The organism is Streptomyces sp. CNX435 (assembly GCF_059570575.1).
Genome location: NZ_JCANTA010000007.1, coordinates 168,358 through 190,914, shown reverse-complemented (window position 1 = coordinate 190,914; position 22,557 = coordinate 168,358). Strand labels below are relative to the sequence as shown.

Genomic DNA, 22,557 nt, shown 5'->3' with positions numbered 1-22,557 from the left:
GGAGCGACGTCGGCGTCATGACCAGCACCACTCTTTCCCCACCGACAACCGGAGACCAGCTCACCTCGTCGCCTCCGGGGCTGTCGCTCACCGCCCTTCGGCACCACACCGATGCCACCGGACTGCGCCTGGTGTCACCGCTCCCGCGGTCAACCGAGGGCGACACGGCCCAGCAGGCGACCTGGAACTCCGAAGGCGGACGTACCGGGCCCCCGCGTACGGCACACCCGCCGGTCCCGCTGCCGGCCGCCGCAGAGGAAGGGTGAACCTTATGGAGACCCTCGTCACCATCCTCATCGTCCTCGGCGCGATCGCGCTGGGCGCGCTCATCCTCCACATGCTCAACTCCCAGCGGGAGGAACGCCTCGCCAACCACTACTACACCCCCTCCCGCCGCCGGAAGGACGGCGGCAAGCCCGGCAAGCCCGGCGGGCCCGCGTCCAAGGAGTAACGCCCGACAGAAGGCAGAACCCGCAGCCACGGGTGGGTTGAACGCTCGCCGCGCTCCATCGCCGGAGTCTGAAGACTCGATGCCCGGCCCGGTCGGAGAACCCATACGCGCGCTCCTGCGTCCCGCCCTCTGTTGCAACTGATGTGCAATAATCTTCCCGCTCTGCCTGGCCGGATACGGACGCGCAGGTCAACTGGCGGTGCCGGGCGGCCTGCAACACGGCTGTGGGCGCCAGGTGCAATTGCGTATAGCTTGCAATTACGTCGGAGGATGTTGGACATGGCGCTGTACACGCTCCCGGAGCTTCCGTACGACTACTCGGCACTCGCCCCCGTGATCAGCCCCGAGATCATCGAGCTGCACCACGACAAGCACCACGCGGCCTACGTCAAGGGCGCGAACGACACCCTGGAGCAGCTCGCCGAGGTGCGGGACAAGGAGCAGTGGGGCTCGCTCAACGGCCTGGAGAAGTCCCTGGCCTTCCACCTCTCCGGGCACATCCTGCACAGCATCTACTGGCACAACATGACCGGCGACGGCGGCGGCGAGCCCCTGGACAAGGACGGCGTCGGCGAACTCGCGGACGCCGTCGCCGAGTCCTTCGGCTCGTTCAGGAACTTCAAGGGCCAGCTCACCAAGGCGGCCGCGACCACCCAGGGCTCCGGCTGGGGCGTCCTGGCCTACGAACCGGTCAGCGGCCGGCTCATCGTCGAGCAGATCTACGACCACCAGGGCAACGTCGGCCAGGGCTCGACCCCGATCCTGGTCTTCGACGCCTGGGAGCACGCCTTCTACCTGCAGTACAAGAACCAGAAGGTCGACTTCATCGACGCCATGTGGGAGGTCGTCAACTGGCAGGACGTGGCCAAGCGCTACGCCGCCGCCAAGGAACACGGCAACAACCTGCTGCTCGCCCCCTGACGGCAGAGCGCACCTCGACGTCCTGCTCGTGATCGTCTTCCACCGTCACCGGCAGGCCGGACGACGAAGGGCTCCCGCAACACGTGTGTGCGCGGGGGCCCTTCGCTCGTTCGGGTGCGGCTCCGTCGAGGTGAGCACCTGAAACCGGGCACCCAGGGGCCCCTCCCCGCCGTGCGGTGGTAGGACAGGGCCGGAGGAACGACGAGACCGGAGAGGGAGTGGGCATGGCGGCGGAGAATATCGACGAGGTTGTGGACGGGCTGGCCGGGATCGTGCGGGACGCCGTCCGCGACGGGGACCGGGCCGGGTACTTCGCGGCGCTGTACCGGCAGGTGACCGTGGAGGTGCGTACGGCCATCCACGAGGGGCGGTTCGACGACGGCGCCCGCATGGACCGCTTCGACACGCTCTTCGGCAACCGCTACTTCGAGGCGTACGACGCCTGGCGCCGGGACCGGAGCGGGCCGCGCTGCTGGCGCGAGGCGTTCGGGCTGCTCGACGACTCCGACACCGTCATCGTCCAGCACCTGATCCTCGGGGTGAACGCGCACATCAACCTCGACCTCGCCATCGCCGCCGCACGGACCTCCCCGGGCGAGGACATCCAATCGCTCCGGCACGACTTCCTCCTGATCAACGACATCCTGGCCGGGGTGGTGCTGAAGGTGGAGGACTCGGTCGGCGCCCTGTCGCCGCTCCTGTCGCTGCTGGACCAGGTCGGAGCCCGTACGGACGAGCGGATCCTCGACTTCAGCGTCCGCCAGTCCCGCGAGGAGGCGTGGCACAACGCGGTCCTGCTCGCCGGTCAGAACGACAAGGAGCGCGAGGCCACCCTCGAACGGCTCGACGTCCGCGCCGAGGTGCTCGCCCGGCTGATCGCCCGCCCGGGCGGGCTCGTCCGGCCGGCGCTGCAGCTGATCCGCAGCACCGAGAGCGACGACGTGCCCGCCGTCATCGCCCACCTCGACCAGGCCATGGAGCGCGAGCACCAGCGACGGTAGACCTGTACCCGGGTACCGCTGGCAAGTCAGGCGCCCGGCGGGTGAGGATGCCCGGCTGCCCGTTGACCGTCGCGGCGCGCAGCCGTACGCCCCGCCGAGACGGGCTTACCGGCCCGGGTCGCCGTCCTTCTTGCCGTCGCCCTCGTCGTCCCCGCTGCCGTCCCGCTCGCCGCCGTCCGCGTCGCCCCCGGCGTCCTTCGCGTTCTCGTCGCCCAGCTTCTTCAGGAACTCCGGGTTGTCATCCGGCGCCACCCACGTCGACCGCCGCCCCAGGCCCCCGCCGCCGCCCCCGCCCCGGCTTCCGCCCGCCCCGGCCCGGCGGCGGTTCCTGCCCGCGAGCAGCCAGCCGAGGGAGCCCAGCAGCGGGAACAGGACGATGAGCACGATCCAGGCGACCTTGGGGAGGTGCTTGGCGTCCTCCTTCTTCGTGGTGGCGCAGTCGATCAGCGCGTATATCACCAGTCCGAGGAAGATCAAGAACGGCAAGTAGCGGAGCACGCGGGCAAACCCCCTGATGTCGCGGGGCTACGCCATGGCCCCCACTGCGTCTCCGCGTCAGGTTAACGTCTCAGCGCCGGTCCTCGTCGGGTCCTTGGCGCCCCTCGGGGCCTTCCTCGTCCTTCTTCCGCCGCTCTTCCGCGCGCCGGTCCTCCTTGCGGCGGTCCTCCTCCAGCGACCGGAGGAAGTCCGGGTTGTCGTCCGGCGCCACCCACCGGGCCCGCCGCGGGCGCCGCCCGCCCCCGCCGGCCGCCGCCTCGCCGCCGGCGATCACGGGCCGGCCGCGCGGCCGGCCGCCGACGAACCACGCCAGCGGCCCGAAGAGCACGGAGCCGAAGAGCACGATGATCGCGACCCACGCCAGCTTGGGCAGGTTCCGTACGTCCTTCTCCGGGGTGTTCAGGCAGTCGATGAACGCATAGATCCACACCGCCAGGACCAGCAGAAACGGTAGATACCTGAGCATGTGCGGCCCTTCGACGTGCGGTGGTGCGGTGGTGCGGCGGTTCCCCGCGTCCGGTCCGGTGCGGTTCCCGTACGGCACCCCGCGGTGCGTCCAGCGTAATCCGTACTGCCGACATCCCCGCCGCGCCGCTCACGCACCGTCCCCGTACCCCTTCGCGGACCGCGCCCGGGCCTGGCGGATACTGGGGCGCATGGCTTACGACGATCTCCGCTCGCTGCTGCGGGCCCTGGAGCGCGACGGCGACCTCAAGCGCATCAAGGCCGAGGTCGACCCGTACCTCGAAGTCGGCGAGATCACCGACCGGGTGAACAAGGCCGGCGGTCCGGCGCTGCTCTTCGAGAACGTCAAGGGCTCCGCGATGCCGCTGGCGATGAACGTCTACGGCACCGACCGCCGGCTCCTCAAGGCCCTCGGCCTCGGCTCGTACGCCGAGATCGGCGAGCGCATCGGCGGGCTGCTCAAGCCCGAGCTGCCGCAGGGCTTCACGGGCGTACGCGAAGCGTTCGGCAAGCTCGGCTCGATGGCGCACGTGCCGCCGCGGAAGGCGAAGGACGGGCCCGTCCAGGAGGTCGTCCTGACCGGCGACGACGTCGACCTCGACGCGATCCCCGCGCTCTTCACCTGGCCGCAGGACGGCGGGTCGTTCTACAACCTCGGCCTTACCCACACCAAGGACCCCGAGACCGGCGTCCGCAACCTCGGCCTCTACCGGCTGCAGCGCCACGACCGCCGCACCATCGGCATGCACTGGCAGATCCACAAGGACAGCCGCAACCACTACCAGGTCGCCGCCCGCCGCGGCGAGAAGCTGCCCGTCGCCATCGCCTTCGGCTGCCCGCCGGCCGTGACGTACGCGGCGACCGCGCCGCTGCCCGGCGACATGGACGAGTACATGCTCGCCGGCTTCATCGGCGGCAAGCGCGTCGAGATGGTCGACTGCAAGACCGTGCCGCTGCAGGTCCCCGCGCACGCCGAGGTGGTGCTCGAAGGCTGGCTGGAGCCCGGCAGGGAGCTGCCCGAGGGCCCGTTCGGCGACCACACCGGGTTCTACACCCCGCAGGAGCCGTTCCCCGCCCTGACCGTCGACGCGGTCACGATGCGCCGCCGCCCGCTGCTGCAGTCCATCGTCGTCGGCCGCCCGCCGACCGAGGACGGCCCGCTGGGGCGGGCCACCGAGCGGTTCTTCCTGCCGCTGCTGAAGGTGATCGTGCCGGACATCGTGGACTACCACCTGCCCGAGGCGGGCGGCTTCCACAACTGCGCGATCGTCTCGATCGACAAGAAGTACCCGAAGCACGCGCAGAAGGTGATGTCCGCGATCTGGGGCGCGCACATGATGTCGCTCACTAAGCTGATCATCGTGGTCGACGCCGACTGCGACGTGCACAACCTGCACGAGGTCGCCTGGCGGGCGCTGGGCAACACCGACTACGCGCGCGACCTGTCCGTCGTCGAGGGCCCGGTGGACCACCTCGACCACGCCTCGTACCAGCAGTTCTGGGGCGGCAAGGCGGGCATCGACGCGACCGCGAAGCTGCCCGAGGAGGGGTACGCGCGCGGCTGGCCGGAGATGGTCGTCTCCGATCCGGACACGGCGGCGAAGGTCGACGCGCGGTGGCGGGAGTACGGGCTGTGACGGCGGCCGGGAGCGTCGTCGGGCCGGGGCCGGGGCCGGGGCCGGCCCGGTCCGGCAGTGGGGTGCGGGCGTTCCTGCGGCTGGTGATGATCGAGCACTCGATCTTCGCGCTGCCGTTCGCGTACATCGCCGCGCTGACCGCGATGCTGCTCGACGGCGACGGCGACGGCGACGGCGGGATCGAGTGGGGGACGCTGCTGCTCGTCACCGTCGCGATGGTGGCGTTGCGGACGTTCGCGATGGCCGCGAACCGGATAATCGACCGCGAGATCGACGGCCGCAACCCCCGCACCGCACACCGCGAACTGGTCACCGGCGCGGTCTCGGTGCGCTCGGCGTGGACGGGCGCGCTGATCGCGCTCGCGGTCTTCCTCGGCGCCGCGGCGCTGCTGAACCCGCTGTGCCTGGCGCTGGCGCCGGTCGCGGCGGTGCCGATGGTGGTCTATCCGTACGGCAAGCGGTTCACGACGTACCCGCACGCGATCCTCGGGCTGGCCCAGGCGATCGGCCCGATCGGCGCGTGGCTGGCGGTCACGGGGGAGTGGTCGTGGTCCGCGGTGCTGCTGGGCCTTGCGGTGGGGGTGTGGATCGGCGGCTTCGACCTGATCTACGCCTGCCAGGACGTCGACACCGACCGCGCCCAGGGCATCCGCTCGGTCCCGGCCCGCTTCGGCGTCGCGGGTGCCCTGTACGGGGCGCGGGGGGCGCACGTCGTGACGATGGCGCTGTTCGTCTGGTACGCGCTGGCGACGGACGCGGGTGCGCTGTTCTGGGTCGGCCTCGCGGTGGTGGCGGGGGTGTTCGCGTACGAGCACAGCATCGTGCGCCCGGGCGACCTGAGCCGGGTGAACCGGGCGTTCTTCACGTTGAACGGTGTGATCGGGATCGTGCTCTTCTGCTGCGCGGCGGCGGATCTGTTCGTCCGTGACCTGAGCCTGTGAAGGCTGCCGCGGTCACTCTGCCGTGCGGCCGAGGTGCAGTACGAGCACGGTGACGGTGCCGTCGTCGATCTGGTAGATCGCGCGGTAGCGGTCGACCCGGAGGCGGCGGCTGTCGCTGCCCCAGGGGGCCGAGTTCTTCGGGCGCTGCTCCGTGGCGAGCGCGTCGACGCCGTCGAAGAGCGCCCGAAGCCCGGCGGGGTCGTCGGCGAGGAAGCCCGCGGCGGCGGTCAGGGCCTCGACGGCCCAGACGACCTCGTGGCTCACGTGTTGAGTCCCAGCCGCCTGCGCGCCTCTTCGTGCGTCACGTACGTGTCTTCGCCGCGGGCCTTGCGGGCTTCGTGCTGCGCGAGGGCGAGGGCGTCTTCGAGGTCCTCGATATCCCCTATACCGACGATCATGGCGGCCGGTTCGCCATGGTCGGTGATGACGGTGCGCTCCCGGCCGAGAGCGGCACGGCGGACGAGCGCGCCGAACTGGCTGCGTGCTTGCGCGATGGGCAGCGTTTCACTCATGCATCAACTGTACAGAAGATGCCAGTCTTGTCTCTGCTTGCTCAGCTCATGGCTTGGCGAACGGGAGCGCGAAGAGGCGCGGATACGACCACAGCACGCCGTTCTTCGCCCGCCGGCAGCCGATGATCGCGAAGGCGAAGGACGTCAGCAGGTACACGCCCCACGCGATCAACGGCACCGCCGGCACCCACTCCGGCCAGCCCTGCTCCTCCGCCATGTAGATGCTCCCGCCCATCAGCGCGCCGAAGGCCACGACCGCGACGATCTGGGTGATGCCCCAGTTCAGGCCCTCGGTGCCGTGGTGGCGGACGAACGGGTCCCGGGCCTTGCCGCGGATGTTGAGCGGCCCGATCCAGGAGAGCAGGAAGCCGATGCAGCAGGCGCCGGTGCCGGCGACGAAGATGAGCAGCGCGGACAGGTGCGCCCACATCGCCGAGTCGGGCGGCGGCTTCCCGGGCGGGCCCTGCGGGTAGAGCTGCGGCGGGTACGGGGCGCCGGGGTGCGGCTGCGGGTACGGCACGGGGCCGCCGGCGGGCGGGGGGTACGGGCCGGTGCCGCCCTGCGGGGCGTACGGGCCGGGGACACCCGGGGGCGCGGCGGGCAGCTGCGGGCCGGGCGGCGGCCCCGGCGGCGGCTGGTCGGCCGGCTGCCCCGGCGACTGCCCCGACTGCGCAGGCGGCTGCTGCTCGCCCGGCGGCGGCCCGCCCGGCGGCGGGGCCGTGCGCTCCTCGCTCGGCGGGTCCTGCTCACTCATGCGCCCATCCCCCGGGTGGTCCTCCGCATCGTTACCGCTGCAGAACCTAGCCCGTCTGCAGCGCTCCCCGCCTGCGGTCGCTGAAATAGAACGCCGCCAGCACGCCGCCCAGCAGCCCGAAGAGGTGGCCCTGCCAGGAGATCGACTGCTCCACCACCTCGTCCGTCGGCAGCACGCCCCACAGCATGGAGCCGTACACGAAGGCCACCGCCACACCGACCAGCACGTCCACCACCCTGCGGTCGACGAAGCCGCGCACCGCCACATAGCCGAAGAGTCCGAAGACGACTCCCGACGCCCCCGCGGTGGCCGAGTGCGCCGGTGCTGTCAGCCACACCCCGAGCCCGCTCACCAACATGATCACCGCGACCACGCCCACGAACCGGCTGACCCCGCGCATCGCCGCGAGGAAGCCCAGGACCAGCAGCGGCACCGAGTTCGCCGAGAGGTGGTCCCAGCCGAAGTGCATGAACGACGCCGGGATCACGTCCCGCAGCTCGCCGAACTCGCGCGGCGAGATCGCGTACGTGTCCAGCTTGTTGTCGCCGACCTGGTCGACCGCCTCCAGCACCCACAGCAGCGCCACCCAGGCGACCATCACCACCCCGGCACGCATCACGTATATCCGTCCGCGCGGCGTGCGCGCCCTTGCCGGCCTTCCCGGCTGCGCGGCGGGGGTGCCGCGCCCATAAGGTTCGTACATCACCCGAGCCCCCTCACGGACCAGTGTGTCCTCCCCAGTGGAAACGCAGGTGGCCCGCGCCTCGGTTCCCGGCGCCGGATAGGCTCGCTGCGTGGAGCCGCCTCACCAGACGCCGTACGGGGAGCCGTACGCCGACCAGCCGGGCCAGGGTCGACGCCGGCCCTGGGTCGTCGGCGTCTCCGGCGCCTCCGGCACCCCGTACGCCGCCGCCGTGCTGCGCGCGCTGCTGCAGGCCGGGGAGGCCGTCGACCTCGTCGTCAGCCGGGCGGCGCGGCTGACGGTGCTGGACGAGACCGGGGGCCCGTTCCGCGATGCGCACTGGCGCGAGGACCTGCGGCGCTGGCTCGCCGCCGGCGCGGACGGCCGGCCCGACGCGTTCAGTACTGAGACGGATCTGTCGGACGTACGGCACTGGCCCGCCGGCGACCTGGCGGCCGGGCCGTCCTCCGGTTCGTACGCCGCGAAGGGCATGATCGTCGTGCCGGCGTCGACGGCCGCGGTGGCCGGCATCGCGCTCGGGCTCTCCAAGGACCTGCTGCAGCGCGCGGCGAGCGTGACGCTGAAGGAGGGCCGGCCGCTGGTCGTCGTCGTACGGGAGACGCCGCTGCCCGGGCCGACGCTGCGGCAGATGGTGACGCTCGACGAGGCGGGCGCCGCGGTGCTCCCGGCCGCCCCCGCCTTCTACGCCGGGGCCACGGGCGTCCAGGACCTCGTGGACTTCGTCGCCGGGCGCGCCCTCGACTCCGCGGGCGTCCCGCACAAGCTCTATCGCAGATGGGAAGGGGAGTTGGGGCGCTCCCGCTGACACAGCAGTACGAGCAGTACGAGCAGCACGGAAGGCTTGAGATCACACATGGACGCCGTCGACAGACAGCTCATCCAGGCCCTGCGGGAGAACGGCCGGGCCTCGTACGCCGAGCTGGGCCGGCTCGTCGGGCTCTCGGGCCCCAGCGTCACCGACCGGATCAACCGCCTGGAGACCGCCGGGGTGATCACCGGCTACCGCGCCACGGTCGACGCCGCCCTGCTGGGGCAGGGCGTCACCGCGCTCATCGGGATCTCGCTCTCCGAGGCGGTGGACCACGACGACATCGCGGACAGGCTGCGGGACCAGCCGGAGATCGAGGACTGCTTCTTCATCGCCGGGGAGGACTCGTTCATGCTCAAGGTGCGGGCGCCGGACGTGGACGGGCTGGGGAAGACGGTCAGGCGGCTGTCGCGGATCAAGGGGGTCTCGCGGACGGCGACGACGGTCGTGCTGTCCACGATGTGGGAGAGCAGGGTGGGGGAAATCGCGGAGGAGTAGGCCGCGTAGGCTCGGATGCGCGCAGATGCGCAGGAAAGTGACGTACGACGTACGGCAGGGAGGCGGCCCGTGGACGCAGGACTCAGGCGGGAGCTGGCGGAGAAGGCGCGCGCGGGCGCGCGGCTGAGCCGGGAGGACGGCGTCGCGCTGTACGGGAGCGGCGACCTGGCGTGGCTCGGCGGGCTCGCGCACGAGGCGCGGACGCGGCGGCACGGGGAGCGCGGGTACTTCGCGGCGGGGCCGGGGCCGGGGCCTGGGCCGGCGGACGAGGCCGACGCGGTGGCGGCGGTGACGGTGACGTACGGCGAGGAGCCGGCGGAGCAGATCGCCGCGCAGATCGTCGACACGATCCTGGAGGTCCGCGACCGGCAGGACGCCGGCGCCGGGCTGCTGGCGGTCGCGCCGCTGGCGGCGGGGCGGGTCACGGGCGCGGAGGTGCTGAAGACGTTCGCGGTGGCGCGGCTGCTGCTGGACAACGTCGCGCACGTGCGGGTCGCGTGGCCGGCGTACGGCACGCAGACGGCGCAGCTCGCGCTGCAGCACGGCGCGGACGACTTCGCGCCGGCGCCCGGAGCCCCCGCCCCCGACCCCCTCCCCGCCGGCGAACTCGTCGACCTGATCCAGGACGCGGGCCTCCGCCCGGTGGAGCGCGACGCGCGCTACGCCGCCGTACGCGAGCACGAGGGCCCGGACCCGGAGCGGCGCGAGGCGCCGCAGCCCATGCGCTTCTGAGGACGACATGACCCTGCACTACGAGCTGGACCCCGCGCTCACCCCTGCCCTGCACGACGGCATATGCGCGCTCTGGGCCGACGTCAGCAACGCGGGCGGCGCGGTGGGCTTCGTACCCCCGGTGACGGCCGCGGACATCCGCCCGGAGCTGCTCAAGCACCTCGCCGCGATGGCGGAGGGCCGCACCCGGCTGGTCGCGGGGCTCGACGCGGCGGGCCGCCCGGCCGCGACCGCCTTCCTGACGCTCAACACGCACCGGCTGATGCGGCACTGGTGCTGGCTCTACACCGTGATGGTCCACCCCGCCCGCCAGGGCACCGGCGAGGGCCGCCGGCTGATGGCCGCCGCGGCGGACGCGGCGCGCGGGCTGCCGGGGATGCGGGGGATCCGGCTGACGTGCCGGGGCGGGACGGGGGTCGACACGTTCTACGCGTCGTGCGGCTACAAGGAGGTCGGCCGCGTACCGGACGCGATACGGGTCGCGGACGACGACTACCGCGACGACATCACGATGTGGCTGCCGCTGCATACTTGATACGCGCCGCCCACCGAACCGTCCGCACGGAGCAGAGAGCAGAGAGAAGTTGTCAGCCGTGACCCCCAAACCGAACCCCGCCGTCCGCTACACCGCCATGCGCCTCGGCGTCTTCGCCGCGTCGTTCGTGATCCTGGCCGTGCTGGTCCGGATCGGCGCGCTCCCGGCGGGGCTGGGGGACTCCAACTACCTGTGGGTCATGCTGCTGGCGATCGTCGTCTCCGCGCCGCTGAGCTTCGTGCTGCTGCGCAGCCAGCGGGCGCAGATGTCGGAGCAGATCGCGGGCCGGGTGGAGAAGTCGAAGGATCGGCTGGCCGCGAACCGCAGCCGCGAGGACGAGGCCGACGACGAGGCACGCGGCGAGGCGTGAGGGTAGTCACCCCCAAAACCGCACTATGGGAATGTCACAGCACGGGTGTTAGCCTTCTCGTCATGACGACGACGGCGGCTGCGCTTCGCATGCCCACGAGCCCTCTGCTCGTGGCGCGCCTGCACGTCGATCTGTGCCGCTGTCTCTCCGCGGCATGTCAGCGCAGCTAGTCCCCGCGCTCTGACGGTCAGCACCCCCCTTCCCCAGTAGCAGCCGCGCGCCCGTTTCCCCCCGTCCCGCCACCGTGCCCGGACGCGGTCCGGCGCGCCCAGTGACGGAGACGCCCGTGTCCACACCCACCCCTGCCCCCACCACCCCCGCCGCGCAGCCGCGCAGCGGCTTCCGGATACCCAAGGTGCCCTTCTGGGCCCAGATCCTCGCCGGCCTCGTCCTCGGCGTGCTCCTCGGCTGGGCCGCCCGCACCGGCGACGTCGCCTGGCTGAAGGACACCCTGGAACAGATCGGCACCATCTTCGTCCAGCTGCTGAAGCTGGCGGTCGCGCCACTGGTGTTCTTCGCCATCCTGGTGTCGATCACCAACCTCCGCAACGTCAACAACGCCGCCCGCCTCGCGACCCGTACCCTGCTGTGGTTCTTCGCGACCTCGCTGATCGCGGTCGCCATCGGCCTGGCCATCGGCCTGATCACCAACCCCGGCGACGGCACCGGCCTCACCCCGAAGGACGGCGCGGCCCCCGAGGACAGCGGCTCGTGGATCGACTTCCTCACCGGAATCGTCCCGACCGACATCATCACGCCCTTCACCGAACTGCAGGTGCTGCAGATCGTCTTCATGGCCGCGGCCCTCGGCATCGCCGCGCTGAAGCTCGGCGAGAAGGCCCAGCCGGTCATCGCGCTCAGCGAGACCATCCTGGAGGTGCTGCAGAAGGCGCTGTGGTGGGTCATCCGCCTCGCCCCGATCGGCACCATCGGCCTCATCGGCTTCGCGATCGCCGACTACGGCTGGAACCTGATCAGCAAGTACGCGACCTTCACCGCCGACGTCTACATCGGCTGCGCCCTGGTCCTCTTCGGCGTCTACCCGCTGCTGCTGGCCACCGTCGCCAAGGTCAACCCCCTGCAGTTCTTCCGCGGCGCCTGGCCCGCGATCCAGCTGGCCTTCGTCTCCCGCTCCTCGGTCGGCACGATGCCGGTCACCAAGAAGGTCACCGAACGCCTCGGCGTCCCGCAGGAGTACACCTCCTTCGCGGTCCCCTTCGGCGCGACGACGAAGATGGACGGCTGCGCCGCGATCTACCCGGCCCTGGCGGCCATCTTCATCGCGGAGATCTTCGACGTGACCCTGGGCATCCAGGACTACATCCTGATCGCCTTCGTCTCGGTCATCGGCTCCGCCGCCACCGCGGGCCTCACGGGCGCCACGATCATGACCACCCTGACCCTCTCCACCCTGGGCCTCCCCCTGGAGGGCGTGGGCCTGCTGCTGGCGATCGACCCGATCCTGGACATGGCCCGCACGGCGACGAACGTCGCAGGTCAGGCGGTGGTCCCGGTGCTGGTCGCGGCGCAGGAGAAGATCCTGGACCGCGAGGCGTACGACAACGCCACCAGCTTCGACCTCAACGACCCCGACCCGGCGGACCCCACCCTCCACAAGACCCCGGTCACCACCGCGGCCTGACCGCCACCGCCACAACGCGACGCCCGCACCCCGCAGTTCTGGGGCTGCGGGCGTTCGCACAGCCGCACCACTGCGTTGGCATTCCGATCAACAGCTTGCGGCTGGAAGGGAATGCAGACACTACTCGATCATCAAGGATGACTCTCACCTGCATACTCCCTCGCGGACAGCAAGTTGACGGGCTAAGAAGGGTGTGAGCGCGCATAGGGGAGTCGCTTCAGCCACGTTGGTGGGGACGTGAACGTGTCCATTGGGATCGGCGATCAAGGGGCATGACATGAAGAAGCTCTGGATCAGGCATGTCAAGGAAGCACTGCACAAAGGCTTTTCCGAGCACATCGACATGAGCGACTACGAGAGAGCAAGTGACTCGGTACGCGAAAAGGCATTCCTGAGTCGATCCTTGGCGGCGCTCGCAGTGCAGAGATTTACGGAACTCTCCACGGCGGCAGCCGCGTCCGCTGTTGTTGACGGAAGCCATGATAACGGAATCGACGCCATCGCCATCGACCCTGCGCAGCACAGGGTCATACTCGTCCAATCGAAATGGGACGGTTCTGGCGACGGTACGCTCGGGTTGGGAGACTCTGACGGTCCGGGGTGGGCTGGGCCGCGTGGCCGCTGTGGGCTGCGGCCCAGGTCCTCTGCTTCGCTACCGCCAGGGCGGCGGGCAGATCGAGGTCCAGGACGGTGATGCCGGGCAGGGCCGCGAGGTGCTCGGCCGTTCCCGGCCGGCGGCGGTCGGCTTCCACGAGTGCGCACGCCGGGGCGTAGAGGAACCAGCCCGGTTCGGCGTGAGCCCGGTGGATGAGCCGGGAGGCGAGGACGACGTTGCCCTGGCCGGCCGCTGTCATCGCGGTGTCGTCCAGGACGATGTGCAGGTCGGTCACGAACCGATTACCTGGTCCAGGCACCGGTCCAGCTCGCTGTCGAGGCTCTGCTGCTCGGCCGCGGTGGGCGCGTATCCGTTCCACGCCTTGAGCGTCTCGCGGGCCTTCTCCGCCCGGTCGGCACGCTCGGCCGGGGTGAGCAGGCCCTCGGCGAGGCGGGCCAGATAGGCGCGCAGGGACATGCCTTCGGCCGCCGCGACGGCGGCGAGTCGGTTCTTGGCTTCCTCGGGGATGCGGACGTTGGCGTCGGGCATCGGCAGACTTCTTCCCACGGCTCCGGTGTACGGGTACGCACCCGTACCCGTACACCGAAGAGCCGCTCCAGCACTTGCCATTGAGCACACTTGGCGACCTTGCCGCCCCCGGACGCAGGTGCCCACGCGCAGCGCTTCGTCCTCTGCCTGACCTCCTGCCCGGCCAGACCAACGTATCTACACGTGGACCGGCTGCGAACGTCGCAGGTCAGGCCGTGGTGCCGGGGCTGGTCGCGGCGCAGGAGAACAGTCGGTCCGGCAGCGCTGCGGTGCTGCTGACATCCGGCGCTGTGCGCGTTTCATGTTTCTCCGGCCAGATGGCCATTATCAGGGCGGCTATCTGACCGCGTAGCGACCGTCTAAGTGACCACGAATGTGCCGGCCATGTGGCCGTTGATGTTGGACATGTGGCAGTGTGGGACGCATGTCCACCCCTCGTGACCTGGTCCAACGCCAGGCAGAACACCTGGTGAGCGAGTCCCTGGCGGACACGCGTGTCGTTCTGGTCAATGGTGCTCGGCAGGCAGGTAAATCCACCTTGACCCGTTTGATTACCGCGCGCCGCCCGGATGCGGTCATTCGGCTGCTCGACGACGGGGCGGTGTTGCGGGCTGCCCAGGACGATCCGGTGGGTTTCGTCGAGCACGACGGCTTGATGGTCATCGACGAGATCCAACTGGTGCCGGAGCTGCTGCGCTCGATCAAGCTTGCGGTCGACCTGGATCCGACTCCGGGCAGGTTCCTGCTCACCGGCTCGTCCCGGATCCTGGCCCTGTGCACGCTGCCGGACGCACTGCCCGGTCGTATGGAAGTGATCGAGCTGTGGCCGTTTTCGCAAGGTGAGCTGCACGACGGCGCCGACCGGTTCGTCGACGCCGCGTTCGCTCACGGTCCCGCCCTCATGCACACCTCTGCTCTGCGTAAACGCGACTACCTGGAACGAGCCGTCGCCGGCGGCTTCCCGGAGGCGGTCCGGCGCAATGCACGGCGACGCTCGGCGTTCTTCAACTCCTACGTCTCCACCCTGATCGAACGCGATGTGCTGGAGCTGGCGAGCATCGAGCGCCACGGCGAGCTGCTCAAGCTCGTCGCCTTGCTTGCGGGGCGGGCAGGCGGTCTCCTCGTCCCGGGGACGCTCGCCGGCGCATCCGGCATCCCGCGCACCACCCTCGTGCGTTACCTGGAGCTGCTGTCCTCGGTGTTCCTCATCAAGACCATTCCAGCCTGGTCCTCCGGCATGACACGGCGCGCGGTAGCCACGGGCAAACTCGCCTTCGTCGACACCGGAATCGCCTGCCACTTCATCGGCCAGGACGTCAACCGGCTGGCCGAACCCGATGGCGCGGCCGGTCCGATGCTGGAGAACTTCGCCGTCATGGAACTGGCCCGCCAGTTGACCTGGTCCGAGCAACAGGGGCGTCTGTACCACTACCGCACCAGGGACAAGCTGGAGGTCGACGCCGTCATCGAGACTCCCGATGGCCGGGTGGTCGGAGCCGAGGTCAAGGCCGGCGCCACCGTTCGTACCGAAGACCTGGCCGGACTGCGGAACCTGGCCCGGCTCCTGGGCGATCGCTTCGTCGCCGGCTACGTCCTCTACACCGGGGCGCAGACACTGTCGTTCGGCGACCGCATCCGCGCCGTGCCGATGGAGGCGCTGTGGCGCCTCGCCCCCTGACTTCCGCATCAGCAGGGTGGAGCACACCGGAGCGCCCGTCGGGGCGGCGTGCCTACACTCAGTCCGGCTGGTGCCAGCACCGGCCTGACCACCACCGCCCACAACGCTACACCCGCACCCCGCGGTTCTGGGGTTGCGGGCGTTCGCTTGTGCACCCTTGTCAGCTCTGCGGCTCGTGGAGGATGCGGCCTATGGCCTGGCGGTGCCGACTGGCTTAAGTTGAAGGCTCGTTGATGCCGCTTGGGGGTCACGGTGGTCATTCGTATCGGAATGGACGGGCCGGACGCGGAGGGCGAGCTGAGGTCGCTCCGTGAGTGGCTGGAGGCTGAGCCGGAGGTCAGCCGGCACGCCGCGATGTCCTGGGTGGGGCCGCCCTCCCGGGCCGGCAGCATGGGGGCCGAGGCGATGGAGTGGCTCCAACTCGTCACCGACACGGCTTGGAACGCGGCGAACTTCGTCCTGGCGTACACGGCATGGCGCCGCACACGGCACCACAGGCCCACGGCCAGGGTCGCGTACAACGGCGTCACGGTGACGATCGACGACGCCGATCCGGAGACCGTCGCCGTCCTGAGCCGGGCGCTCGCTCGGGAGTAAGGGAAAGTGCTCTTCCCCGAGGCGGAAAGGTCTCAGGCCGTCCTCATCGGTGCAAGCCGCCACAGACATCTGGACGACCTGCCGAACGTGGAGAACAACCTCACGGCGTTGTCCACGGTGCTGATGTCGGCCTCCTCGTGGTCCCTGGCGGAGAACAGTCACTGCAGGGTCGTCCGGGACCCCGAGACCGTGGACGAGGTCGTGCACGCCGTTCGGCACGCGGCCCGCGCCGCCTCCGATGCGCTCTTCGTCTACTACGCCGGGCACGGCCTGCTGGACCCCCGGAACGGAGACCTGAGCCTCTCGCTCGTGGGATCGCGATCCCAAGAGCCCTATACGGCCGTCCTCTTCGAGTACCTCCGGCGCGAGATCCACGGCTCCCGTGCCTCGCGCAGGATCGTCGTCCTGGACTGCTGCTACGGCGCCCGGGCCTTCCGGGGCATGAGCGATCCCTCAGGCCACCTTCTGGAACAGGCCCTCGTGCACGGCACGTATCTGGTGTCCGCGGCCGGGGAGACCAGAGAGGCGCTGGCGGACGACGGCGAGGGACACACCGCCTTCACCGGCGAACTGATCCGCCTGTGCCGGCAGGGCATCGCGGAGGGGCCGGAGGTGCTGGACATGGACACGCTCTTCCGCCACGTCGAGGCCGAGATGCGCGCGAAGTCCCGCCCGATCCCCCGACAGCGCGTCTTCGACCACGCCGATCGACTGGCACTGGTACGAAACCGGGCCCACGGGATGCAGACCTCTGCCGCGCCGCCTGCCGAGGAGAGCGCCCCCGCAGGGGTGCAGCCCCCTCCTCCGGGTGCCGGGCCGACGTCGGGCGGCCAGGGTGATGAGCCGGATGAGGAGCCGTCGGTGCCCCCTCCTTCGGGCGCCGGGCCGACGCCGGGCGGCCACGGAGATGGGCCGGACGAGGAGCCGTCGGCGCGCACTCCTCCGGGCGCCGGGCCGGCGCCGGGCGGCCGACCGTCGGTGCGCAACTCTCTGCGGTCTGTGCTCGTGTTCTTCGCCGTGCTTGCCGTGGGTATGGTGCTCGTCTATTTCGCTTACCGTCCGGAGGGCGATCCGACCCCGGGGCTCGACTACTCGGCCGGAGACAAGCCCACCGAAAGTCACGAGATGTGCCGGCCCCCGCAGGCAGGCGGCGGCTGCACGGCAGCCGGGTGGTCATGGGACGTTCCCGCCTCCCAGGGGATACGGACGACACTGGAGCTGGACGGCGCCGGGAAGGACCGGGCTCTGGCCGGGTCGCTCCGGCTGGAGGCGGACTGCGACGCGACGGTGGAGTGGGACGTCACCGTCGGCGCACGCCGCGTGGAAGGCGGCACTCTGGTGCCCGACGACTCGCAGTTTCTGACCGAATCGATCCCCCGTGACGTCGAGACCGTCGAGGTCACCGCGCAGCGCACGGACACCGCGACCTGCGGGGCACGGCTGCACTGGGACGACGCGGGGCTGTCCTGATGATGAGCGGAGTCTGACGGGGCGTACGAGGCGTGTGTGCGAAGCGGTGCCGTCTCGGCGACCCTGCGAGACGGCGCGTGCCAGACTGCGGCGGTGGTGATCGTCAGACTTGCGGGTGAGCGGGACTTCCCCGGCTTTCTCGCGCTCGCCGCCGAGGTCGAGCAGTGGTTCGGGCCCATGGTCGCGGAGCCCGGCTTCCACGAGGCCGTCCGCGGGCACACCCGGCGGGGCGTGGCGCTCGTTGCCGTTGGCGGGGGCGAGGTCGTCGGGGGGCTGCTGTTCGGGGGTGCGGCGCCCGTTTACCGGGTGCACTGGCTGGTCGTTTCCCAGCAGGCCCGGGGCCAGGGCGTCGGGCAGGCGTTGATGGCGGAGGCGGAGCGGCGGTTCGTACGGGGGCGGGGGGCGGGGTGCGTCGAGGTGGTGACGTTCGGGGTGGATCATCCGGGGGCCGTCGCCGGTGGGGCGCGGGTCTTCTACGAGCGGCTGGGCTTCCGTCCTGCGGAGGACGCGCCGCCCGGGCCGGAGGGTGGTTCGCGGCAGGTGTTCCGGCGGGCGGTGGGGGAGCGCGGGGAGGCGGGGGAGCCCGGGGAGGCGGAGGTGGCGGGGGAGTGAGGTGCAGGTACTCAGACGCGGGTGAGTACCTTCGCTCTGGCCCGGTTCGCCGCCGCTCGTGACCCTGGGGGCATGCATCCCCTGCTGCGGACGTTTCTCTTTCAACTGCTCTCCTGCGTCATCCTCGCCGGCGCCGCCGCCGGGGCCTGGGCCGCGTGGCTGGGGTGGGACCAGGAGCGCGACGTGACCGGCTACGCGGAGTCCGGGCCGTACGAGGTGTGGCAGGTCGGCGGGCTGGTGCTGACGCTGCTCGTCGCCGTGGTCGCCGTCGCGTACGTACGGCACTTCGTGCCCGCCGTGCTCGGGTCCACCGCCGGGCTGACCTTCGCCTCGTTCTCCGACTGGTCGGAGGACAACAGCGGGCTCTTCGCCGTCGGGGTCGCGCTGATCCTCATGGGGACGTTCGTCGGGTCCGCCCTCGTCGCCGTCACCGTCGGCGCCCTGCGCGGGGAAAGCGGAGCGGGGGAGCGGGCCTTTCACCACCGTTCACTGATGTGAACGAAGCGGAACCGGGCGTACCAGGTGTGGCGTCCTCTGGCGGGTCGGTCCGGTGTTCGCGAGAATGCGGCGTCCGTCGCCGATCGGCGAGTTGATCACGGCCGACGCGAACGTCAGGGAGCCACCGATGACGCAGTCCGCACCACAGCAGCAACGCCCGGCGCCCGCACCACCGGGGTCGCAGTATCTGAAGGAGATCCATTCCAGACTCCTCCCCGGCACCGCCGTCCCCGAGCTGCTGCCCCCCGACGTCTACGCCGACGCCTACGGCGTCCGCGCGGCGGTCGTACCCCCCGCCGCGCCACAGGCGACCCACGGCTCCCTCGCCGACATCCCCTTCGACAACGCCGCCCGGGCCCCCGACGAGCTCTCCCTCGCCCGCCCCCGCGACGACGGGACCGGGGACTGGGTCGACGTCACCGCCGCCGAGTTCGCCGCCCACGTGCTCGCCGTCGCCAAGGGCCTCATCGTCTACGGCCTGCGCCCCGGCGACCGGCTCGCGATCATGTCGCGTACGACGTACGAGTGGACCCTGCTGGACTTCGCCGCCTGGGCCGCCGGCCTGATCACGGTGCCCGTCTACCCCACCTCCTCCGCCATCCAGGCCCGCCACATCCTGCACGACTCCGGCGCCATCGCCTGCGCCGTGGAGAGCGTCGACCAGGCCCGGCTGATCAGCGCCGAGCGCCAGGCCCTGCCGCACCTCGCGCACCTCTGGCAGCTCGACACCGGCATCCTCGGCCAGCTCGCCGCCGCCGGTCACGACGTGCCCGACACCCTCGTCCGCCAGCGCCGCGCCGGCCTCGGCCCCGCCAGCGTCGCCACCGTCATCTACACCTCCGGCACCACCGGCCTGCCCAAGGGCTGCGTCCTCACCCACGGCAACTTCCTCGCCGAGGTCGACAACGCCATCGAGCTGCTCTACCCCCTCTTCAAGGCCATCAGCGACGAACCCGCCGCCAACCTCCTCTTCCTCCCCCTCTCCCACGTCCTCGGCCGCATGACCGCCATCGGCTGCCTCCGCGCCGGCGTCAAGCTCGGCCACGCGCCCAGCATCCAGACCGAGGACCTGCTGCGCGACCTCGCCGCCTTCCGCCCGACGTTCCTCGTCGGCATCCCGTACGTCCTCGAAAAGGTCTACAACACCGGCCGCGCCACCGCCGAGGGCATCGGCCGCCTCGCCTCCTTCGAACGCGCCGCCAAGGTCGCCGTCCGCTACGCCGAGGCCGTCGAGGCCGAGCTGCACGGCGAGGGCCCCGGCCCGGGGGCGGGCCTCAGGGCGCTGCGCAAGCTGTACGACACGCTGGTCTACCGCCGCATCCGGGCCGCGCTCGGTGGCCGCGTCAAGTACGCGGTCTGCGGCGGCTCCCCGCTCGGCCGCCGCCTCGCCGCCTTCTACGCGGGCGCCAACGTCATGGTCTTCGAGGGGTACGGGCTCACCGAGACCACCGCCGCCGCCACCGTCACCCCGCCGCTGAAGCCCCGCTTCGGCACCGTCGGCTGGCCGCTGCCGGGCACCGGGATACGTATCGCGCCCGACGGCGAGGTGCTGGTGCGCGGCGGGCACCTGTTCTCCGGCTACTGGGACGCCGCGGCCGGCGTGACCCGGCTCGACACCGACGCCGACGGCTGGTTCGCCACCGGCGACCTCGGCGAACTGGACGCCGACGGCTACCTGACGATCACCGGCCGCAAGAAGGACCTCATCGTCACCGCCTCCGGCAAGAACCTCGCGCCCGCGCCGCTGGAGGACCGGCTGCGCGCGCACCCGCTGGTCAGCCAGTGCCTCGTGGTCGGCGACGACCGCCCGTACGTCGCGGCGCTCGTCACCCTCGACCCCGACGGGCTGCGGCACTGGCGGGTGATGCGGGGGCGCGAGTACGTGCCGGTCACGGACCTCGTACGCGACCCGCTGCTCCTCGCCGATCTGCAGCGGGCGGTGGACGAGGCGAACGAGCTGGTGTCGCGCGCGGAATCGATTCGCCGGTTCACGGTGCTGCCGGCGGACTTCACAGAGGCGGGCGGGTATGTGACGCCGTCGATGAAGCTGAAGCGGGCGGCGATCGTACGGGACTTCGGGCACGTCATCGACGAGTTGTACGCGACGCAGGACTGAAGGGGGCGGGGAGAAGCCCGAGATCGGCGGGCCGATGGCGATCGCTACGGTGCCAGGGCGTCGTGCAGCACTGCGGCCAGGCAGTCTCGCGCGACGCGCATGGATTCGGGAGGGAAGAAGACGTAGTCGACCTTCACGGTGATCACGCCACCGGCGATGGAGACGATGATGTCGTCGGTGCGTCGAGGCCTGGCCCGGTCGCGGATCCTTTGACGCTGCTGGGAGTTCAGACCGGGGCAAGAGGTGGTGTCGAGGCTGAGTTCCGTGGTGAACCCACCCAGGGTGGGGTCGGCCCGGCCGACCGACGGATCCGGGGGGAGCCTCCAACGCAGTGCGTCTTCGGGGATGATGAGCGATTCATCGACTTTTCGGCGCATCTTGTGACGGAGCTGGCGGGCCGAGACGAACTCGACGTACGCGTGCCCGCTTGAGGTGACCGGAGCCTCGATCAAGCGCCTGGTCGGCTCCCGGGTCCGGTCCTCCTCGGCGGCCCTGCGACGCTCGGCATGGTGACCGCCCAGTCTGGCTCCGTCCTCCCTGCGGCACGCCTCACCCTCCTCGGCCGGGCACCGAGGACACGGGACGGAGCGGACCTGCACGGAGTTGACAGAATCACGCTTTCCCCTGACGACTGCGGACTTCCGCTTACGGCCCACACGTCGATCGTAAACTGCCGGACCGGCGGCTGCTGTGAGCGCGGAGAGGTGAGGATGCCGAGTGGATCAGTGGAAGTGGCGGGCCGGGTCCGGCGCCCTTGAGGACTGGCTGGCCGGGATCTTCGACCGCTTCGCCTTGTCACCCCGGGGATTCACGGTCGAGCGCGGCGGAGAGAAGACCTACCACTTCGATGGACCGCCGAACACGTGGGGTTCCTCCACCCAGGAGGTCGGCCGCACCCACCCCCGTACGGTAGCCGCCCTGGTGTCCGATCTCGCCGACGACGACGTGCGGGAGGTGGGCCTCGTGATCCGCTCGACGTATGGATGGAGCCTGTCGGCCGTCCCGCAGGACCGCTCCAAGACCGACTGGATCCACGTGGACATCCCCGGTGCGCGTAGTTCGCACTGGCCGCTGCCCGCAACCCTGCGGGACAGCCGGGATCTGCGTCGACTGCTCGTCGCACTCGCCCGGACGCTCGGTGCGGCACCGCCCGATGACGACCCCGGCAGCCCATCCACCCGCTACCCCCGGCCAGTCGAGGTCGAGGGCACGGTCAGCTCGGACACGTACTCACTACGGGTTACCGGGTGGGGGCCCCAGACACTTTCCCTCCGCGGGGAGACCTCACGGCTCGTGGACGGCCTGGCGCGTCCGTTCGCACAGGAGACAATGCGGCTCCCGCTTGACTCACCCGACAGCCTCACCGCCTTGTACGAGATTCTGATGGCTGACCTCGGTCGCCGATCGGCCGGGCCGCCCGTGCCCGGTGACACCCGCCTGCCGCCCGACGCCCGTCTCACCGTGACCAGGACACCCGGCGCGGAACCGTCCTTGGAGGTCACAGCGGAGAACCTCCTCATCGAAGCCGATCACCCGGGCCACTCGCTGCGGGAAAGGGTCACGCTGTTGCTGTGCCCGCAGCTCTACACTCCCTGCGCGCCGGCCGACCTGCCCGCGTGGCTGCGGTCGCTGGAGAAGGGCGTGTTCGGCAGGTCGGGCATCTGGACGGTACGCGGCCGGGAGTGGCGCCCACCACGGCACCGGGGAGCCGCCATGGTGGCGCGCGCCCTGCTCGAACAGGGCCTGACCGGGCGCGGTTCGGTCACGTTGGCGTGCGCGGAGTTCCTGACCGTCCAGGGCCTCCTGCTCGGTGGCGAGCCGGTCGAGCTGACGGGGCGAAGCAAGGTGAAGAGCCGGTAAACGCCCATCGCCCGCGCCCGCCGGCCACGGCATCGCAGCGGCACCCCCGGCCGGTGGAGCGAGTACGTGGCCCCGGGGCCAACGTACAGATGAGGTGGCCGCAGTACGTGGCCG

Annotated in this window: 27 protein-coding genes; 18 read left to right on the top strand and 9 right to left on the bottom strand. The window is 71.0% G+C overall.

The window, feature by feature from the left end:
• The first annotated feature begins 271 nt into the window (after window positions 1-271).
• The 3 genes from T328_RS15250 (at window position 272) to T328_RS15240 (ending at window position 2,373) form a co-directional block, all read left to right on the top strand.
• Window positions 272-451 carry a hypothetical protein gene (locus T328_RS15250; protein ID WP_496496558.1) on the top strand — a complete coding sequence of 60 codons (180 nt, stop codon included), beginning with the start codon at window positions 272-274 and terminating at the stop codon, window positions 449-451.
• A 279-nt stretch (window positions 452-730) separates the two neighbouring features.
• Entirely contained in the window at window positions 731-1,372 is a 642-nt protein-coding gene (locus T328_RS15245; RefSeq protein WP_496496557.1) for a superoxide dismutase, read from the top strand.
• A 224-nt stretch (window positions 1,373-1,596) separates the two neighbouring features.
• On the top strand, window positions 1,597-2,373 hold the full coding sequence (locus T328_RS15240) for a DUF5995 family protein (RefSeq protein ID WP_496496556.1): 777 nt from the start codon (window positions 1,597-1,599) through the stop codon (window positions 2,371-2,373).
• 105 nt (window positions 2,374-2,478) lie between these two features.
• Here the strand turns inward: T328_RS15240 and T328_RS15235 are convergent, their stop codons facing one another.
• Window positions 2,479-2,871 carry a PLD nuclease N-terminal domain-containing protein gene (locus T328_RS15235; RefSeq protein ID WP_496496555.1) on the bottom strand — a complete coding sequence of 131 codons (393 nt, stop codon included), beginning with the start codon at window positions 2,869-2,871 and terminating at the stop codon, window positions 2,479-2,481.
• Window positions 2,872-2,941: 70 nt separating this feature from the next.
• Window positions 2,942-3,337: a PLD nuclease N-terminal domain-containing protein gene (locus tag T328_RS15230; RefSeq protein ID WP_496496554.1), complete on the bottom strand. Its 396-nt coding sequence runs from the start codon at window positions 3,335-3,337 to the stop codon at window positions 2,942-2,944.
• Between the two features lie 190 nt (window positions 3,338-3,527).
• On the opposite strand from T328_RS15230, the gene T328_RS15225 reads away from it, so the two are divergent.
• Entirely contained in the window at window positions 3,528-4,973 is a 1,446-nt protein-coding gene (locus T328_RS15225; protein WP_496496553.1) for a menaquinone biosynthesis decarboxylase, read from the top strand.
• A complete protein-coding gene (mqnP, locus tag T328_RS15220) occupies window positions 4,970-5,914 on the top strand; it encodes a menaquinone biosynthesis prenyltransferase MqnP (protein ID WP_496496552.1) in 945 nt (314 codons plus the stop codon). Before T328_RS15225 ends, mqnP begins: the two co-directional genes overlap by 4 nt.
• Window positions 5,915-5,926: 12 nt before the next feature.
• Here mqnP and T328_RS15215 read toward each other — a convergent pair whose 3' ends face one another.
• From T328_RS15215 to T328_RS15200, 4 genes are read right to left on the bottom strand one after another with little or no spacing between them, the layout of a single operon-like run.
• Entirely contained in the window at window positions 5,927-6,178 is a 252-nt protein-coding gene (locus T328_RS15215; RefSeq protein ID WP_496496551.1) for a type II toxin-antitoxin system RelE family toxin, read from the bottom strand.
• Complete coding sequence (locus tag T328_RS15210) at window positions 6,175-6,426, bottom strand: type II toxin-antitoxin system Phd/YefM family antitoxin (RefSeq protein WP_496496550.1); 252 nt, start codon at window positions 6,424-6,426, stop codon at window positions 6,175-6,177. The genes T328_RS15215 and T328_RS15210 overlap by 4 nt, the downstream gene beginning before the upstream one ends.
• A 46-nt stretch (window positions 6,427-6,472) precedes the next feature.
• Window positions 6,473-7,180: a DUF4870 domain-containing protein gene (locus T328_RS15205; protein WP_496496549.1), complete on the bottom strand. Its 708-nt coding sequence runs from the start codon at window positions 7,178-7,180 to the stop codon at window positions 6,473-6,475.
• 46 nt (window positions 7,181-7,226) lie between these two features.
• Entirely contained in the window at window positions 7,227-7,799 is a 573-nt protein-coding gene (locus tag T328_RS15200; protein ID WP_496496548.1) for a rhomboid family intramembrane serine protease, read from the bottom strand.
• A 175-nt stretch (window positions 7,800-7,974) separates the two neighbouring features.
• On the opposite strand from T328_RS15200, the gene T328_RS15195 reads away from it, so the two are divergent.
• From T328_RS15195 to T328_RS15170, 6 genes are all read left to right on the top strand, one after another.
• Window positions 7,975-8,688 carry a UbiX family flavin prenyltransferase gene (locus tag T328_RS15195; RefSeq protein WP_496496547.1) on the top strand — a complete coding sequence of 238 codons (714 nt, stop codon included), beginning with the start codon at window positions 7,975-7,977 and terminating at the stop codon, window positions 8,686-8,688.
• Between the two features lie 48 nt (window positions 8,689-8,736).
• Window positions 8,737-9,189 (top strand): Lrp/AsnC family transcriptional regulator, encoded by a 453-nt coding sequence (locus T328_RS15190; RefSeq protein ID WP_496496546.1) that lies wholly within the window; start codon window positions 8,737-8,739, stop codon window positions 9,187-9,189.
• A 69-nt stretch (window positions 9,190-9,258) separates the two neighbouring features.
• The gene (locus tag T328_RS15185) at window positions 9,259-9,921 is read left to right on the top strand and encodes a hypothetical protein (protein ID WP_496496545.1); all 663 of its coding nucleotides are present in this window, start codon (window positions 9,259-9,261) and stop codon (window positions 9,919-9,921) included.
• A gap of 7 nt (window positions 9,922-9,928) precedes the next feature.
• A complete protein-coding gene (locus T328_RS15180) occupies window positions 9,929-10,456 on the top strand; it encodes a GNAT family N-acetyltransferase (RefSeq protein ID WP_496496544.1) in 528 nt (175 codons plus the stop codon).
• 58 nt (window positions 10,457-10,514) lie between these two features.
• The gene (locus tag T328_RS15175) at window positions 10,515-10,826 is read left to right on the top strand and encodes a DUF4229 domain-containing protein (protein WP_496496543.1); all 312 of its coding nucleotides are present in this window, start codon (window positions 10,515-10,517) and stop codon (window positions 10,824-10,826) included.
• A 286-nt stretch (window positions 10,827-11,112) separates the two neighbouring features.
• A complete protein-coding gene (locus tag T328_RS15170) occupies window positions 11,113-12,468 on the top strand; it encodes a dicarboxylate/amino acid:cation symporter (protein ID WP_496496542.1) in 1,356 nt (451 codons plus the stop codon).
• A gap of 527 nt (window positions 12,469-12,995) precedes the next feature.
• Here the strand turns inward: T328_RS15170 and T328_RS15165 are convergent.
• Window positions 12,996-13,349 carry a PIN domain-containing protein gene (locus T328_RS15165; protein WP_496496661.1) on the bottom strand — a complete coding sequence of 118 codons (354 nt, stop codon included), beginning with the start codon at window positions 13,347-13,349 and terminating at the stop codon, window positions 12,996-12,998.
• Window positions 13,350-13,354: 5 nt separating this feature from the next.
• Window positions 13,355-13,612 carry a hypothetical protein gene (locus T328_RS15160; protein WP_496496541.1) on the bottom strand — a complete coding sequence of 86 codons (258 nt, stop codon included), beginning with the start codon at window positions 13,610-13,612 and terminating at the stop codon, window positions 13,355-13,357.
• Between the two features lie 469 nt (window positions 13,613-14,081).
• Between T328_RS15160 and T328_RS15155 the strand changes: the two genes are divergently transcribed.
• The 6 genes from T328_RS15155 (at window position 14,082) to T328_RS15130 (ending at window position 20,583) form a co-directional block, all read left to right on the top strand.
• Window positions 14,082-15,290, top strand: coding sequence for an ATP-binding protein (locus T328_RS15155; RefSeq protein WP_496496540.1), 1,209 nt, complete (start codon window positions 14,082-14,084; stop codon window positions 15,288-15,290).
• Window positions 15,291-15,542: 252 nt separating this feature from the next.
• A complete protein-coding gene (locus tag T328_RS15150; RefSeq protein WP_496496539.1) occupies window positions 15,543-15,887 on the top strand; it encodes an effector-associated constant component EACC1 in 345 nt (114 codons plus the stop codon).
• 6 nt (window positions 15,888-15,893) lie between these two features.
• Entirely contained in the window at window positions 15,894-17,357 is a 1,464-nt protein-coding gene (locus tag T328_RS15145; protein WP_496496538.1) for a caspase, EACC1-associated type, read from the top strand.
• A gap of 96 nt (window positions 17,358-17,453) precedes the next feature.
• A complete protein-coding gene (locus tag T328_RS15140; protein WP_496496660.1) occupies window positions 17,454-17,969 on the top strand; it encodes a GNAT family N-acetyltransferase in 516 nt (171 codons plus the stop codon).
• A gap of 105 nt (window positions 17,970-18,074) precedes the next feature.
• Window positions 18,075-18,467: a hypothetical protein gene (locus T328_RS15135; protein WP_496496659.1), complete on the top strand. Its 393-nt coding sequence runs from the start codon at window positions 18,075-18,077 to the stop codon at window positions 18,465-18,467.
• A 127-nt stretch (window positions 18,468-18,594) separates the two neighbouring features.
• Window positions 18,595-20,583, top strand: coding sequence for an AMP-dependent synthetase/ligase (locus tag T328_RS15130; protein ID WP_496496537.1), 1,989 nt, complete (start codon window positions 18,595-18,597; stop codon window positions 20,581-20,583).
• A gap of 44 nt (window positions 20,584-20,627) precedes the next feature.
• On the opposite strand, the gene T328_RS15125 is transcribed toward T328_RS15130, so the two are convergent.
• A complete protein-coding gene (locus T328_RS15125) occupies window positions 20,628-21,035 on the bottom strand; it encodes a hypothetical protein (protein WP_496496536.1) in 408 nt (135 codons plus the stop codon).
• Window positions 21,036-21,300: 265 nt separating this feature from the next.
• On the opposite strand from T328_RS15125, the gene T328_RS15120 reads away from it, so the two are divergent.
• Window positions 21,301-22,443, top strand: a complete 1,143-nt coding sequence (locus T328_RS15120) for a hypothetical protein (RefSeq protein ID WP_496496535.1) — start codon at window positions 21,301-21,303, stop codon at window positions 22,441-22,443.
• Window positions 22,444-22,557: the final 114 nt, after the last annotated feature.